Below are 15,102 nucleotides of genomic sequence, written 5' to 3'. Positions count from 1 at the left end.
TGAAAAGCAGGATGCAAGTATTTCTGCTATATGGATAAGGGGGAAACCGTTAAAATGAGTAATGAATTACTGGATGCCTTAACCATCCTTGAAAAAGAAAAGGGCATCAGCAAAGAAGTGATCATTGAAGCAATTGAAGCTGCTTTGATCTCGGCTTATAAACGAAATTTCAATCAGGCGCAGAATGTGCGCGTGGATCTTAACCGCGACACAGGATCAATGAGAGTCTTTGCAAGAAAAGATGTCGTGGATGAAGTATATGATCCAAGACTTGAAGTTTCTGTTGAAGAAGCCCAAAGCGTCAATCCGAGCTATCAGGTAAATGATGTGATGGAAATGGAAGTAACACCAAAGGATTTCGGCCGCATAGCAGCCCAAACGGCGAAGCAGGTTGTCACTCAGCGCGTGCGCGAAGCAGAACGCGGAGTCATTTACTCTGAATTCGTTGACCGCGAAGAAGATATTATGACAGGAATCGTGCAGCGCATCGATTCCAAGTTCATCTACGTCAGCCTGGGCAAAATCGAAGCGCTTCTTCCTGTAAGCGAACAAATGCCGAACGAAAAATACAAGCCCCATGACCGCATTAAAGTTTTTATCACGAAAGTGGAAAAAACTACAAAGGGTCCCCAAATTTTCGTTTCGCGCACTCATCCGGGCCTGCTGAAGCGTTTATTTGAAATTGAAGTTCCCGAGATCTATGACGGAACCGTTGAAATTAAATCTGTAGCCCGTGAAGCAGGCGACCGTTCGAAAATCTCTGTTTACTCGGAGAATTCAGAAGTTGATCCAGTCGGCTCATGTGTTGGACCTAAAGGCCAGCGTGTTCAGGCGATTGTAAACGAGCTGAAGGGTGAAAAAATCGACATCGTCAACTGGTCGAATGATCCGGTCGAATTTGTTGCCAATGCCTTAAGCCCTTCCAAAGTTCTTGACGTCAATGTAAACGAGGAAGAAAAGGCGACAACAGTTGTTGTGCCTGATTACCAGCTTTCCCTCGCAATTGGAAAAAGAGGCCAGAATGCCCGCCTTGCAGCCAAACTGACAAACTGGAAAATTGATATTAAGAGTGAATCAGATGCTGTTCAAATGGGTATCTACCCTCGTGCCGGAGCAAATGTCCCGCTTGAAGACAGCGAAGATGACGAGCCGCTTTTTTCCTTCAGTGATGACGAACTAGACAAGTAAGAGGTGAGGCAATGTGAACAATCAAAGAAAAGTTCCGCTCCGCAAATGCGTGGCAACTGGAGAAATGAAACCTAAAAAAGAACTTGTTCGTATTGTCCGTTCAAAAGAAGGCGAAGTCTCCGTCGATCCCACCGGGAAGAAAAACGGGCGGGGAGCATACCTCTCTCTTGATAAAGACGCTATTTTGCAGGCGAAGAAGAAAAATGTCCTCGCAAACCACCTGCAAGTGAAAATTGAAGACAGCATCTATGAAGAATTGCTTCAGCTGGCTGAAAAGGAGAACCATTAATGTCAAAACAGCAATGGATGTCCTTACTGGGCCTTGCAAATCGGGCAAGAAAAATTGTTTCGGGGGAAGAGCTTGTCATTAAAGAAGTGCGGCAGTCCCGCGCGAAACTCGTTCTTCTCTCTCTGGATGCATCAGATAATACGGCCAAAAAGGTACATGACAAATGCAGCTATTATCGTATTCCTGTTGTTTCGGTCCCGGACCGGCATATGCTTGGCCAGGCGATTGGCAAAGATGCCCGGGTCGTTGTGGCAATCGTCGATTCAGGCTTTGCCTCTAAAATGAAAACCTTGCTCGATTAATTTCCTGGGGGTGACCATGTGACGAAAATGAGAGTATACGAATATGCAAAAAAACAGAACATCTCTAGCAAGGATGTCATAACAGCCCTGCAGAGCATGAATGTAGAAGTCAGCAACCACATGTCAACGATTGACGATCATGTTATTGTTAAACTGGACGGAAAATACAAGGCAGATAAAAAAGAACCATCTAAATCAATTTCTGTCAAACAAAGGGAAGATCACAAAACGCCTATGCAAAAACAAGAGAATACTAACAACAAACCAGCTAATACAAATAAACCAGCTAATACAAATAAACCAGCAAACAAAGGCGGCAACAAGCCTTTCAATAAAGGAAAAACAAACAATCAAGCAAAAAAACCCGGCGGCGGCAATAAGCGCGGCGGCAATCAGCGCAGACCACAGGGAGCAGCTCCGGTTCAGCCTAAAAAAGAACTGCCGAGCAAAATTACGTTTACTGGCAGCCTGACAGTAGGCGAACTTGCATCAAAGCTTCATAAAGAGCCTTCAGAAATCATTAAAAAGCTCTTTATGCTTGGAGTAATGGCCACAATCAACCAGGATCTTGACAAAGATTCAATTGAGCTGATTGCGGGTGAATACGGTGTAGAAGTTGAAGAAATCATCGTTTTTGACGTGACAGAATTTGAAGGCTATGAAACTGCGGATCAGGAAGAACAGCTTCAAATCCGTCCTCCTGTTGTAACGATCATGGGTCACGTTGACCACGGTAAAACAACGCTTCTTGACTCGATCCGAAACACGAAGGTAACAGCAGGCGAGGCTGGCGGAATCACACAGCATATCGGTGCATACCAGGTTGTTGTCAACGATAAGAAAATTACCTTCCTTGATACACCGGGACATGCGGCGTTTACAACGATGCGTGCACGCGGAGCTCAAGTAACGGACATCACTATTCTTGTTGTTGCAGCTGACGACGGTGTTATGCCTCAGACAGTTGAAGCAATCAGCCATGCAAAAGCAGCTGAAGTGCCGATTATCGTAGCAGTCAACAAAATGGATAAAGAAGCAGCAAATCCTGACCGCGTGATGCAGGAGCTGACTGAATACGGTCTTGTTGCTGAAGCATGGGGCGGGGATACCATTTTTGTTCCGCTGTCAGCACTTTCCGGTGACGGTATTGAAGAACTGCTTGAGATGATTCTTCTTGTAAGTGAAGTAGAAGAGTGGAAAGCAAATCCAAACCGTTCTGCAACAGGTACGGTTATTGAAGCGCAGCTTGATAAAGGCCGCGGTTCTGTTGCCACTCTGCTTGTCCAAAACGGCACACTCCGCGTCGGGGATTCCATTGTAGTCGGCAACACATACGGACGCGTCCGTGCGATGGTCAATGATCTTGGAAGACGCGTGAAAGAAGTCGGCCCGTCAACTCCTGTAGAAATTACCGGATTGAACGATGTTCCTCAGGCAGGCGACCAGTTCATGGTATTTGCTGATGAGAAAAAAGCGCGCCAGGTCGGTGAAGCCCGTGCGAGCAAACAAATCGACGAACAGCGCAGAGAAGGCGCAAAACTAAGCCTTGACGACTTGTTCGAGCAAATCAAGCAGGGAGATATTAAAGATATCAACCTGATTGTTAAAGCTGACGTACAAGGTTCTGCCGAAGCACTTGCAGCATCTCTTAATAAAATTGATGTTGAAGGCGTAAAAGTGAAAATCATCATGACCGGAGTCGGTGCGATCACCGAATCTGATGTCATCCTTGCATCTGCATCAAATGCCATCATCATCGGATTTAATGTCCGCCCTGATGGAAATGCTAAGAGAACGGCTGATGCCGAAAATGTTGACATTCGCCTTCACCGCATCATTTATAAAGTCATCGAAGAAATTGAAGCTGCCATGAAGGGTATGCTTGATCCGGAATTCGAAGAAAAAGTAATCGGTCAGGTTGAAGTCCGCCAGACGATTAAAGTTTCTAAAATCGGCACCATCGCCGGTTCATATGTAACGGACGGCAAAATCACACGTGACAGCAGCATCCGCGTAATCCGCGACGGCATCGTCGTGTTTGAAGGCGAAGTGGATGCCCTGAAACGCTTCAAAGATGATGTGAAAGAAGTAGCACAGAACTACGAGTGCGGTATTACCATTAAAAACTTCAATGACATTAAAGAAGGAGACGTCATTGAAGCTTACGTAATGGAAGAGATCGAACGCAAGTGATTGGATATGCGGAGTGCGAATGCATCATTTATGACGCACGCTCGCTGAAAGACAAACGGGCCGTTTTACAGCGTGTTTTAATGAGACTGAAGCAGAGACTGAATGTCTCTGTTTCAGAAATTGATTTTCAGGATACATGGCAGAGGACAAAGATTGGTATAGCTGCCGTGACATCAAGTAAAGTTCAGACGGAAAAAGAAATTCACAAGGCTCTTGCCATGATTGATTCGTTTCCGGAAATTGAGCGCACTGTAACCTCGTTTGATTGGTTTTAACGGTGAGGTGAAAGAAAGCATGAGTTTAAGAGCAAACAGAGTCGGCGAGCAAATGAAAAAAGAACTTGGTGAGATCATCAGCCGCAAAATCAAGGACCCGCGCATCGGTTTCGTAACAGTAACTGATGTTAGAGTTTCGGGAGACCTTCAAATTGCAAAAGTCTATATTTCAGTTCTTGGCGACGCGGAAAAGAGAGAAAACACTCTAAAAGGCCTCGCAAAAGCCAAAGGGTTTATCCGTTCTGAAATCGGACAGCGCATCAGGCTCAGAAAGACACCTGAGATTCTTTTTGAATTTGATGAATCGGTTGACTACGGCAACCGGATCGAAACGCTGATTCACGAAATCAACCAGGAAAACAAGCAGGAAGACTGAAGAAAGGATAGACATCTGTCTATCCTTTTCGTTTAGCCTGCAGACAGAAAGGCGGAACATGTTCCATGGAAGGTGTTTTATTAATACATAAGCCTGCAGGAATGACATCCCACGACTGTGTCGCGAAAATGAGAAGAATTGCTAAAACGAAAAAGGTGGGTCACACCGGCACGCTTGACCCGGATGTAACGGGTGTTTTGCCTGTGTGTCTTGGCCGCGCAACAAAGATCGTCGAGTATTTAACGGCAGAGTCAAAAACCTATGAGGCAGAAGTGACCATCGGCATATCAACCGAAACAGAGGATGCGTCCGGTGAAATAGTTGAAAAAAAAGCCGTCAATGAAATGATTACAGATGAAATGGCCCTTGAGGCCCTCAGCAGCCTGACGGGTGAGATTGATCAAGTGCCGCCTATGTACTCTGCTGTCAAAATCGGAGGCAAAAAGCTGTATGAATACGCACGCGCAGGACAGACAATTGAGCGCCCTTCAAGAAAGATCACCGTTCATGAGATGACATTGCTGTCAAATGTGCAGTCCGGCGGAGAAACAGCCTCTTTCCGCTTCAGAGTTTCATGCTCTAAAGGAACGTATGTGAGAACGCTTGCTGTCATGATCGGCGAACACCTCGGCTATCCGGCCCACATGTCCCATCTCGTACGGACAGGCTCAGGCTCATTTACCATTGACCAATGCCATACCTTTGAAGATATTGAAAAGGCGGCAGATGAAAACCGTCTGCAGGAGCTTTTGATCCCGATTGGAACAGCTTTAAATCATTTGCCGAAACTTTCAATAAATGATACATTAGCAAAGAAAGTGAAAAACGGCGCACTGCTTGAGGTTCCGGCAGGTTTAGACCCCGGTGCGGAATCCATTGCTGTGTTCGGCGAAGACGGGACATGTCTTGCTATTTACAGGCAGCATCCTGAAAAACCTCACTTCCTAAAACCTTCCAAAGTCCTTGCAATTGACTGATGTGAAGAATGCTGATACAGAAAAGGTGAACCAGGCGTGAAGACGATTAAACTGACACATCCGCACTCTTTAAACAGTACTGAACTTCCACCGCTTGCAATGGCCCTTGGCTATTTCGACGGGGTGCACCGCGGGCATCAGGAAGTCATCACCGCTGCCAGAAAACTGGCTGATGAAAAAGGATTGAAAAGTGCGGTCATGACGTTTGATCCCCATCCTTCGGTGGTGCTTAGAAAAAATACGCAGCATGTAGAAGCCATTACGGCAGTTTCGGACAAAATCGAACTGATCGAGGATCTGCAGATCGACTATCTTTTTATCGTGAATTTTTCAGAAGCTTTTGCCGCTTTGCAGCCGCAGGAGTTTATTGACCAGTATATTATCAATCTGAACGTCAAACATGTGGTAGCCGGCTTTGATTACTCCTACGGGAGACTTGGAAAAGGCACAATGGAAACAATGCCGTTCCACTCGCGCAGCGCTTTTGACCAGACAGTGATCAGCAAGCAGACAGACCGCGACCGCAAAATCAGTTCCACCCTCATCAGGGAGGTTCTGAGAAACGGAGACGTTGAATATGCCTGCACGCTTCTGAACAGGCCGCACAGGGTAAAAGGAACGGTTATTCACGGGGATAAGCGCGGAAGAACAATCGGCTTTCCAACAGCCAATATCGAGCTTGACAATGCCTATATCATTCCCCCGACAGGTGTATACGCTGTTCAGTTTGAACTCGACGGGGAACGCTATAACGGAGTCTGCAACATTGGCTACAAGCCAACATTTTATGATGATAAAAAACTCAAGCCCAGCATAGAAGTTCATATTTTCGAGTTTAATAAATCGATATATGGGAAGAATGTAGCTATATTCTGGTATAAACGGATCAGGAGCGAGCAGAAATTCGGTTCGATTGACGAACTGATTACGCAAATCGGAAAAGATAAAGCTTCCGCTGAGCAATTTTTTCAGAAACTGCAAGATTAATGCTTGCCTTCTGGCCCGAATAATAGTATTCTAATACTTGTAACTTTTATAACCATTGCTTGGCAAAACGATTCACCAACGTTTGCTCGGTAATTGGGGTTTTTAAATGAAGGAGGTGAATAGGATGGCAATCACTCAAGAACGTAAGAATGAAATTATCGCTGAGTACAGAACGCATGATACGGACACTGGTTCTCCAGAGGTTCAAATCGCTATCCTAACTGAGGATATTAACAATCTTAACGGACATTTACGTGTTCACAAGAAAGACCACCATTCACGTCGCGGTCTTTTGAAAATGGTAGGTAAACGCCGTAATCTTTTGACGTACCTGCGCAATAATGACGTAACTCGTTATCGTGACCTGATCAACAAGCTTGGTCTACGCCGATAATCTTTTGAAAAAGCGGGAGAAATTCCCGCTTTTTTAGTGTACGAAAATAAAAATACCAGGATTTGCACGTGATCTATTTACATACCGGAATAACATTGATATGTTGAATTTAAATCGTTCATAATAATACATACCTGTATGTTGTGACATATGATGAGAGGAGTTCATTTTTATATGGGACAAGATAAACAAGTGTTCTCCATTGACTGGGCAGGCAGAGAACTGACTGTTGAAGTCGGCCAGCTTGCAAAGCAGGCAAATGGAGCGGCCATGATCCGCTACGGAGATACTGCCGTACTGAGCACGGCAACTGCATCAAAAGAACCTAAGACTGTCGACTTTTTCCCGCTGACTGTCAACTACGAGGAGCGTCTTTACGCTGTCGGTAAAATTCCGGGGGGCTTTATTAAAAGAGAAGGACGTCCGAGCGAGAAAGCGATTCTTGCAAGCCGCCTGATTGACCGTCCCCTTCGTCCTCTGTTTGCAGACGGATTCCGCAATGAAGTTCAGGTTGTCAGCATCGTCATGAGTGTGGATCAGGACTGCTCATCTGAAATGGCAGCCATGTTCGGATCTTCTCTGGCACTGACGGTTTCAGACATTCCGTTTGAAGGCCCGATTGCAGGCGTTGTAGTCGGCCGTGTAGACAGCCAGTTTGTGATTAATCCAACAGTAGAGCAAATGGATAAAAGCGATATCCACCTCGTTGTTGCCGGAACGAAGGATGCAATCAACATGGTTGAAGCAGGTGCAGATGAAGTGCCTGAAGAAATCATGCTTGAAGCGATCATGTTCGGCCATAATGAGATTAAGCGCCTCATTGCTTTCCAGGAAGAAATTGCTGCAGCTGTAGGAAAAGAAAAATCGGAAGTGAAGCTTTACACACTTGATGCAGAGCTTGAAAAAGGCATTCGCGAAATGGCTGAGAAAAATCTGCTTTCAGCAATTCAGGTGCAGGAGAAGCATGCCCGTGAAGAAGCAATCAATGAAGTCAAAAAAACAGTGGTTGCACATTTCGAAGAGCAGGAAGCTGAAGCTGACACTTTAAAGCAGGTAAAAGAGATTCTTTCTAAATTAGTGAAGCAGGAAGTCCGCCGCCTGATCACAGAAGACAAAGTGCGCCCGGATGGCCGTAAGGTTGATGAAATCCGTCCTCTTTCTTCTGAAGTCGGCATGCTTTCCCGCACACACGGTTCCGGCCTGTTTACACGCGGACAGACGCAGGCTCTGAGCATCTGTACATTAGGTGCACTTGGCGACGTTCAAATACTTGACGGCCTTGGCCTTGAAGAGACGAAGCGTTTTATGCACCATTACAACTTCCCTCTGTTCAGCGTAGGGGAAACCGGATTTATGCGCGGTCCCGGACGCCGGGAAATCGGACACGGGGCACTTGGAGAAAGAGCCCTTGAACCTGTGATTCCGTCAGAAAAGGACTTCCCTTATACAGTCCGTCTCGTATCAGAGGTTCTGGAATCAAATGGTTCTACTTCACAGGCAAGCATCTGTGCAAGCACGCTTGCCATGATGGATGCAGGTGTACCTCTTAAAGCGCCTGTAGCAGGTATTGCGATGGGTCTTGTCAAATCAGGAGATCATTATTCAGTTCTTACTGATATTCAGGGCATGGAAGATCACTTAGGCGACATGGACTTTAAAGTGGCTGGAACTGCAAAAGGTGTTACCGCACTTCAAATGGATATTAAAATCGACGGACTTTCCCGCGAAATTCTTGAAGAAGCGCTCCTGCAGGCGAAAAAAGGCCGCATGGAAATCCTTGAGTCAATGCTTGCAACGATAAAAGAGCCGCGTACAGAGCTTTCGCCATATGCACCAAAAATTCTGATGATGGCCATCAATCCTGATAAAATCCGTGATGTCATTGGACCAAGCGGAAAACAAATCAATAAAATCATCGAAGAAACTGGCGTGAAAATTGACATTGAACAAGACGGAACAGTCTTCATCTCTTCAACAAACGAAGAAATGAACCAAAAAGCGAAACAAATTATTGAAGACATTGTCCGCGAAGTAGTCGTAGGACAGCTGTACTTAGGTAAAGTAAAACGCGTTGAAAAATTTGGTGCGTTCGTTGAAATTTTCAATGGCAAAGACGGTTTAGTACACATTTCTGAACTTGCAGAAGAGCGCGTCGGAAAAGTTGAAGATGTTGTTAAAATCGGTGATGAGTTGCTTGTCAAAGTAACTGAAATTGATAAACAGGGTCGCGTCAACCTTTCAAGAAAAGCCGTTCTCCGTGAACAGAAAGAAAAAGAAAAGCAAAATTCTTAACGTGTAGAAGCCAGAATATCGAGTCTGGCTTCTTTTTGCTTTTTGGCTTAAAAGTGCCAAAAAGCGTGATTCCGCTTTTCGTATTGTCCAGCTCCATCGCTCAACTCCTCTGTCAGAACAAATCCGGCTAAAAAGTCAAACCCGGACTTTTCATCCGGATTCTTATCTGACTCCCGGAGCTAAACGAGCGATTCCGCTTTTCTGGTGTCCAGCTTCATCGCCTAGCTCCTCGGCCAGAACGGCTCCGATGTAAAAAGCAAAACCGGCTTTTTTCATCGGATCCTTTTCTGTCCTTCGGAGCTGAGCAAGGCGATTCCGCTTTTCTGGTCTACCTAGTCCCCCTCATACATACTTTCTAGTAAAAAGGGGGAAGACAAACATGAAGAGGTTCCGTTTGCTTGGGATAGTCATGCTGATGCTGCTGACAGCAGCTGTCATACAGAATCCGCTTACGTCTGCATATGTAGCGACGATGAAACAGGAAAACGTCGCTGCTGTTAAGCAGCAGGATGAATTGTATGAAACGATTGCAGCCAAAATAAAAGACTATGAAAAGCCTGCCCAGGATGCAGTCATACATACCGTCTGGAAAGCTACACCGGGCTATAACGGGCTGTCTGTAGATGCAGAAGCCTCGTACCGGAAAATGAAAAAAAATGGCGTCTTTGATGAAAAGCTTCTTGTTTATAAACAAGTCAGCCCCCGGGTTCACTTGAACGATCTGCCTCCAGCGCCTATTTACAGAGGCCATCCGGATAATCCGATGGTTGCTTTTCTAATTAACGTTGCATGGGGAAATGAATACTTGCCGGACATGCTGCGCGTTTTAAAAAAGCATGGGGTTAAAGCTTCTTTTTTTCTCGAAGGAAAATGGGCTGAACAGAATCCTGACCTGGTCGCACAAATTTCAGCCGGAGGCCATGACATCGGCAACCATTCCTATTCCCATCCTGATATGGCCAGACTTACTTCAGGCGAAATGAAGAGGCAGATAGCAAGGACTAATGAAATCATCAAAGGGCAGACAGGAAAACAGCCTGTCTGGTTTGCGCCTCCAAGCGGAAGCTTCAGGCAGGAAACCATTGCAGCCGCCGCAGAATATAACATGAAAACCGTCCTCTGGACCGTAGATACGATTGACTGGCAAAAGCCTGCGCCGAATGTTTTAGTTGAACGTGTCATGAAAAAAGTCCATAATGGGGCTATGATTCTCATGCACCCGACAGAATCTTCTTCAAACAGCCTGGAAACGCTGATCACATCCATTAAGCAAAAGGGCTACAGTTTTGGAAATGTAACGATGCTGATGGACGAAAAGCGGATGCCGGCACCGGAATGATGACAGAGGAGTGCATAATGCGGATCCTTGGAAGCATTGATAGGAGGAACAAGCTTGATAAAAAAATATACATGCCAAAACGGCGTAAGAGTTGTGCTCGAAAATATTCCCCATGTGAGATCAGTTGCAATAGGGGTTTGGATCGGCACGGGATCAAGAAATGAAAATGAAAAAAACAACGGCATTTCACACTTTCTGGAGCACATGTTCTTTAAAGGGACAAAAACAAGATCAGCACGGGAAATTGCTGAATCCTTTGACAGCATCGGCGGGCAGGTAAACGCTTTTACTTCTAAAGAATACACCTGTTATTACGCCAAAGTGCTTGATGAGCATTCTGATTTCGCGCTTGAAGTTCTTTCTGACATGTTTTTCAACTCCACTTTTGATGAGATTGAACTTAAAAAAGAGAAAAACGTCGTTTATGAAGAAATTAAAATGTATGAAGATACGCCTGATGATATCGTTCACGACCTTCTCAGCAGGGCTACCTACGGCAATCATCCCCTGGGATATCCGATTCTCGGAACGGAAGAAACCCTTGCAAAGTTTGAGAGCGACACATTAAGAGACTATATGGAGCAATACTATACTCCTGAAAATGTGGTCATTTCTGTTGCCGGAAATATTTCTGAGAGCTTCATTAAAGAAGTTGAAAAACAGTTCGGATCATTTGAAACATCGAAAAAAGGAACTGAAATATCAGCTCCTGCCTTTATGACCGAGAAACTAGCACGTAAAAAAGATACCGAGCAGGCTCACCTTTGCATCGGTTTTGACGGTCTTCAGGTCGGACATGAAAAGATTTATGACCTGATCGTGCTGAACAACGTGCTTGGAGGCAGCATGAGCTCGAGACTCTTCCAGGATGTAAGAGAGCAAAAAGGTCTCGCATACTCCGTGTTCTCATACCATTCATCCTATCAGGATAATGGAATGCTGACCATTTATGGAGGCACGGGCCGGGCGCAGCTTGACGTCCTGTTTGAAACCATTCAGGAAACGCTTGAGGTCCTTAAAAGAGACGGCATTACGCAAAAAGAGCTGACAAACAGCATAGAGCAGATGAAGGGCAACCTCATGCTCAGTCTTGAAAGCACAAACAGCCGCATGAGCCGAAACGGCAAAAACGAGCTCCTTCTCGGACGCCACAGAAGCTTGGATGAAATGATTGAAAAAATTAATGAAGTAACAGCTGATAACGTAAATGCTCTTGCAAAACAGCTGTTTACAGATGAGTATTCCGTTGCGCTCATAAGCCCTGACGGAAAGCTTCCGTCTTCTCTTCGTTAACTTCCCGGACCTGCCTTTAAAGCAGGTCTTTTTTTTGTGTGCGGGGATATATATGTTAAAAAGGGGGCTTCCTGAACATGAGACTGAGCGAGCTGAGCGGAAAAGAGATCGTCGATGTTAAGAGGGCGGAAAGACTCGGCATTCTGGGGCAGACCGATCTTGAAATCAATGAAAAAACCGGACAAATAACCGCCCTTGTGATTCCGTCTGTAAAATGGTTCGGATTCAGAAAACAAGGTGACGAAATAAGAGTTCCGTGGACCCACATTAAAAAGATTGGCTCAGATATGATCATTCTGGACATAGAAGATCATCAGATTAAGCTTCTTGAGTAAAAGCGATCGCTGCAGATCGCTTTTTTTTATGCGTTCAGGCCGCCAATTAATGCTCCTAAGACTATCACCCTGCATGGCGTTTTGACATAAGATGCTTAAGTAAGTTCACTATGAGTTTATTTATTTGAATATAGACATCGCGAAAAAGTAGGTGAAAGGGTCGTATGTTAACAGGACTTAATATAGCAGTCATTGGGGGAGATGCCCGGCAGCTTGAGGTGATCAGAAAGCTTACAGAACTGGATGCAAAACTGTTTTTAATCGGTTTTGATCAGCTGGACCATGGCTTTACCGGTGCCGCAAAGCTTAAGCTTGCCGAACTGCGGTTTGAAGAAATAGATGTGATCATTTTGCCTGTTCCCGGAACAAACCTTGAAGGCCATGTCGATACCATTTTCTCTAATGAAGAAGTCGTGCTGACGGAGGAGCTTATTGCAAGGACGCCTCCGCACTGCGTCATTTATTCCGGCATCAGCAATTCATACTTAAACGGAATAATTCAGGATACGAAAAGAGAGCTGGTTCAGCTGTTTGAACGGGATGATGTGGCCATTTATAATTCCATTCCTACCGTAGAAGGAACCATCATGATGGCCATACAGCACACGGATTTTACCATTCACGGTTCGAAAATAGCCGTTCTCGGACTCGGACGCGTAGGCATGAGTGTAGCACGGACATTTTCAGCTTTGGGGGCTAAAGTAAAAGTCGGAGCCAGAAAATCATCGCACATTGCACGAATTATTGAAATGGGGCTGCAGTCCTTTAAGCTTGAAGATCTGGAGAAGGAAGTAACAGATGCCGATATTTGCATCAATACGATTCCCCATCAGATCGTGACGGCAAAAGTAATTTCAAAGATGCCTCCTCACACACTGATCATCGACCTTGCTTCAAAGCCGGGCGGCACGGATTTTAAATATGCTGAGAAAAGAGGCATTAAAGCACTGCTTGCACCGGGACTTCCGGGGATTGTCGCCCCAAAAACAGCCGGTCAGATTGTTGCGAACGTCCTCGCATCATTGCTTTTAGAGGAGTTTTCTAAACGAAAGGGGCCATCATCATGAAAGTACAAGGCAAACGGATCGGATTCGGCCTGACTGGTTCACACTGTACCTATGACGCTGTTTTTCCGCAGATAAAACGGCTGATTGACGAGGGGGCGGATGTGATGCCGGTCGTTACTAACACGGTAAAAATGACAAATACAAGATTTGGCGAGGGAGCCGAGTGGATTAAAAAAATCGAGGAGCTTACAGGCCACAAAGCCATTGATTCCATTTTAGGAGCTGAGCCACTTGGCCCGAAGATTCCTCTGGACTGCATGGTTGTCGCGCCGATGACAGGCAATTCCATGAGCAAACTCGCAAATGCAATGACAGAATCTCCTGTCCTTATGGCGGCAAAAGCAACTCTCAGAAATCATAAACCGGTTGTTCTCGGCATTTCAACAAATGACGGTCTTGGACTGAACGGTGCAAATTTAATGAAGCTGATGGCTGCCAAAAATATTTTTTTTATACCGTTCGGCCAGGATGCACCATTTCAAAAGCCTAACTCGCTTGTTGCTAAAATGGATCTGCTTTTGGAAACAGTAGAGGCAGCACTTGAGCATACACAGTTTCAGCCGGTCATTATTGAAAAATTCCGGGATGACGAATAAGCCTCTTCCTGCTAGAATAGAAGGCAAGAAAAATCATGGTTGTATAATGCATACACCTGGTCTATGATAAACTAATACACAATATGATATGAAGTTATTCCGGAAACCGCCGGATATTCGCGGAAGGGGCTATGATTGATGAGTACAAATGGTTATCACGTTGCTGTCCTCGGTGCAACAGGCGCTGTAGGCCAGCAAATGCTAAAAACGCTTGAAGAACGGAACTTTCCGGTATCAAAGCTGACGCTGCTGTCGTCAGAACGGTCTGCAGGCAAAAAAGTCCTCTTTAGAGGAGAAGAACATATTGTTCAGGCTGCATCTCCCGAAAAGTTTAAAGGAGTTCAAATTGCTCTTTTCAGCGCTGGCGGAAGCATTTCCAAAATCTTTGCTCCTGAAGCTGTGAAGCATGGTGCAATCGTTGTGGACAATACGAGCGCATTCCGCATGGCTCAGGACGTTCCTCTTGTTGTGCCTGAAGTAAACGAAGAAGACTTAAAATCGCATAAAGGCATTATCGCTAATCCGAACTGCTCAACGATTCAAATGGTTGCTGCGCTTGAGCCGCTGAGAAAAGCTCACGGATTAAACAAAGTAATCGTATCCACTTACCAGGCAGTTTCAGGATCAGGCGCTGCTGCGATTGAAGAGCTGAAAACACAGTCAGAGGCGATTCTTTCCGGAAAAGATTTCACACCGGAAATCCTTCCTGTTAAAGGCGATAAAAAACATTTTCAAATTGCGTTTAATGCGATTCCGCAAATTGATAAATTCGAAGACAACGGATTTACGTTCGAAGAAATGAAAATGATGAACGAAACAAAAAAAATTATGCATATGCCGGAGCTTGAAATTGCCGCAACATGCGTAAGGATTCCGGTTGAAACCGGACACTCTGAATCTGTCTATATTGAACTTGATTCTGATAATGTTGGAGTGTCTGAAATCCGCGAGCTTTTAAAAGAAGCTCCTGGAGTAACGCTTCAGGATGACCCAAGTGCACAGCTGTATCCGATGCCTGCTGATTGTGTCGGCAAAAATGATGTGTTTGTAGGGCGTATCCGAAAAGATCCGGACCGTGCAAACGGCTTCCATTTATGGATTGTGTCTGATAATCTTTTAAAAGGCGCTGCATGGAATTCTGTGCAAATTGCAGAAAGCCTTGTTCAGCTGAAGTTAGTATAAGAAGGTTCAGGAGAGAG

The 15,102-nt window shown here is 45.2% G+C and carries 16 protein-coding genes; all 16 read left to right on the top strand.

The window, feature by feature from the left end; all coding sequences use genetic code 11:
* Nucleotides 1-54 precede the first annotated feature (54 nt).
* Entirely contained in the window at nucleotides 55-1,188 is a 1,134-nt protein-coding gene (nusA, locus tag MHB63_20420) for a transcription termination factor NusA (protein ID MEK3808899.1), read from the top strand.
* Between the two features lie 13 nt (nucleotides 1,189-1,201).
* Nucleotides 1,202-1,477, top strand: coding sequence for a YlxR family protein (locus MHB63_20415; GenBank protein ID MEK3808898.1), 276 nt, complete (start codon nucleotides 1,202-1,204; stop codon nucleotides 1,475-1,477).
* Nucleotides 1,477-1,779 (top strand): YlxQ family RNA-binding protein, encoded by a 303-nt coding sequence (locus MHB63_20410; GenBank protein ID MEK3808897.1) that lies wholly within the window; start codon nucleotides 1,477-1,479, stop codon nucleotides 1,777-1,779. Before MHB63_20415 ends, MHB63_20410 begins: the two co-directional genes overlap by 1 nt.
* Before the next feature lie 18 nt (nucleotides 1,780-1,797).
* Nucleotides 1,798-3,972, top strand: coding sequence for a translation initiation factor IF-2 (gene infB, locus MHB63_20405; GenBank protein MEK3808896.1), 2,175 nt, complete (start codon nucleotides 1,798-1,800; stop codon nucleotides 3,970-3,972).
* Nucleotides 3,969-4,247, top strand: a complete 279-nt coding sequence (locus tag MHB63_20400) for a DUF503 family protein (protein ID MEK3808895.1) — start codon at nucleotides 3,969-3,971, stop codon at nucleotides 4,245-4,247. Before infB ends, MHB63_20400 begins: the two co-directional genes overlap by 4 nt.
* A gap of 19 nt (nucleotides 4,248-4,266) precedes the next feature.
* Nucleotides 4,267-4,623: a 30S ribosome-binding factor RbfA gene (rbfA, locus tag MHB63_20395; protein MEK3808894.1), complete on the top strand. Its 357-nt coding sequence runs from the start codon at nucleotides 4,267-4,269 to the stop codon at nucleotides 4,621-4,623.
* 65 nt (nucleotides 4,624-4,688) lie between these two features.
* A complete protein-coding gene (truB, locus tag MHB63_20390; protein ID MEK3808893.1) occupies nucleotides 4,689-5,600 on the top strand; it encodes a tRNA pseudouridine(55) synthase TruB in 912 nt (303 codons plus the stop codon).
* A 36-nt stretch (nucleotides 5,601-5,636) separates the two neighbouring features.
* Entirely contained in the window at nucleotides 5,637-6,587 is a 951-nt protein-coding gene (gene ribF, locus MHB63_20385) for a bifunctional riboflavin kinase/FAD synthetase (GenBank protein ID MEK3808892.1), read from the top strand.
* 124 nt (nucleotides 6,588-6,711) lie between these two features.
* Nucleotides 6,712-6,981 (top strand): 30S ribosomal protein S15, encoded by a 270-nt coding sequence (rpsO, locus tag MHB63_20380; protein ID MEK3808891.1) that lies wholly within the window; start codon nucleotides 6,712-6,714, stop codon nucleotides 6,979-6,981.
* 174 nt (nucleotides 6,982-7,155) lie between these two features.
* Nucleotides 7,156-9,273, top strand: a complete 2,118-nt coding sequence (gene pnp / locus MHB63_20375; protein ID MEK3808890.1) for a polyribonucleotide nucleotidyltransferase — start codon at nucleotides 7,156-7,158, stop codon at nucleotides 9,271-9,273.
* A 379-nt stretch (nucleotides 9,274-9,652) separates the two neighbouring features.
* Nucleotides 9,653-10,612: a polysaccharide deacetylase family protein gene (locus MHB63_20370; GenBank protein MEK3808889.1), complete on the top strand. Its 960-nt coding sequence runs from the start codon at nucleotides 9,653-9,655 to the stop codon at nucleotides 10,610-10,612.
* A 54-nt stretch (nucleotides 10,613-10,666) separates the two neighbouring features.
* Nucleotides 10,667-11,905 carry a pitrilysin family protein gene (locus MHB63_20365; GenBank protein ID MEK3808888.1) on the top strand — a complete coding sequence of 413 codons (1,239 nt, stop codon included), beginning with the start codon at nucleotides 10,667-10,669 and terminating at the stop codon, nucleotides 11,903-11,905.
* A 77-nt stretch (nucleotides 11,906-11,982) separates the two neighbouring features.
* Nucleotides 11,983-12,240: a YlmC/YmxH family sporulation protein gene (locus tag MHB63_20360; protein ID MEK3808887.1), complete on the top strand. Its 258-nt coding sequence runs from the start codon at nucleotides 11,983-11,985 to the stop codon at nucleotides 12,238-12,240.
* Between the two features lie 164 nt (nucleotides 12,241-12,404).
* The gene (gene dpaA, locus MHB63_20355) at nucleotides 12,405-13,307 is read left to right on the top strand and encodes a dipicolinic acid synthetase subunit A (protein MEK3808886.1); all 903 of its coding nucleotides are present in this window, start codon (nucleotides 12,405-12,407) and stop codon (nucleotides 13,305-13,307) included.
* Nucleotides 13,301-13,903 carry a dipicolinate synthase subunit B gene (gene dpaB, locus MHB63_20350; GenBank protein ID MEK3808885.1) on the top strand — a complete coding sequence of 201 codons (603 nt, stop codon included), beginning with the start codon at nucleotides 13,301-13,303 and terminating at the stop codon, nucleotides 13,901-13,903. The genes dpaA and dpaB overlap by 7 nt, the downstream gene beginning before the upstream one ends.
* Nucleotides 13,904-14,041: 138 nt before the next feature.
* Nucleotides 14,042-15,085 carry an aspartate-semialdehyde dehydrogenase gene (asd, locus tag MHB63_20345; GenBank protein ID MEK3808884.1) on the top strand — a complete coding sequence of 348 codons (1,044 nt, stop codon included), beginning with the start codon at nucleotides 14,042-14,044 and terminating at the stop codon, nucleotides 15,083-15,085.
* Nucleotides 15,086-15,102 lie beyond the last annotated feature (17 nt).

Origin of the sequence: Bacillus sp. FSL H8-0547 (assembly GCA_038002745.1) — a bacterium.
In the GTDB taxonomy this organism is placed as follows: domain Bacteria; phylum Bacillota; class Bacilli; order Bacillales; family Bacillaceae; genus Bacillus_P.
Note: the sequence above shows the minus strand (reverse complement) of the source record. Positions and strands in the feature narration are given on the sequence as shown.

Coding starts and splice junctions, on each gene's coding strand:
- asd (MEK3808884.1), top strand. CDS start 14,042: ATGAGTACAAATGGTTATCACGTTGCTGTCCTCGGTGCAACAGGCGCT.
- MHB63_20410 (MEK3808897.1), top strand. CDS start 1,477: ATGTCAAAACAGCAATGGATGTCCTTACTGGGCCTTGCAAATCGGGCA.
- truB (MEK3808893.1), top strand. CDS start 4,689: ATGGAAGGTGTTTTATTAATACATAAGCCTGCAGGAATGACATCCCAC.
- dpaA (MEK3808886.1), top strand. CDS start 12,405: ATGTTAACAGGACTTAATATAGCAGTCATTGGGGGAGATGCCCGGCAG.
- rbfA (MEK3808894.1), top strand. CDS start 4,267: ATGAGTTTAAGAGCAAACAGAGTCGGCGAGCAAATGAAAAAAGAACTT.
- rpsO (MEK3808891.1), top strand. CDS start 6,712: ATGGCAATCACTCAAGAACGTAAGAATGAAATTATCGCTGAGTACAGA.
- MHB63_20360 (MEK3808887.1), top strand. CDS start 11,983: ATGAGACTGAGCGAGCTGAGCGGAAAAGAGATCGTCGATGTTAAGAGG.
- pnp (MEK3808890.1), top strand. CDS start 7,156: ATGGGACAAGATAAACAAGTGTTCTCCATTGACTGGGCAGGCAGAGAA.
- MHB63_20370 (MEK3808889.1), top strand. CDS start 9,653: ATGAAGAGGTTCCGTTTGCTTGGGATAGTCATGCTGATGCTGCTGACA.
- nusA (MEK3808899.1), top strand. CDS start 55: ATGAGTAATGAATTACTGGATGCCTTAACCATCCTTGAAAAAGAAAAG.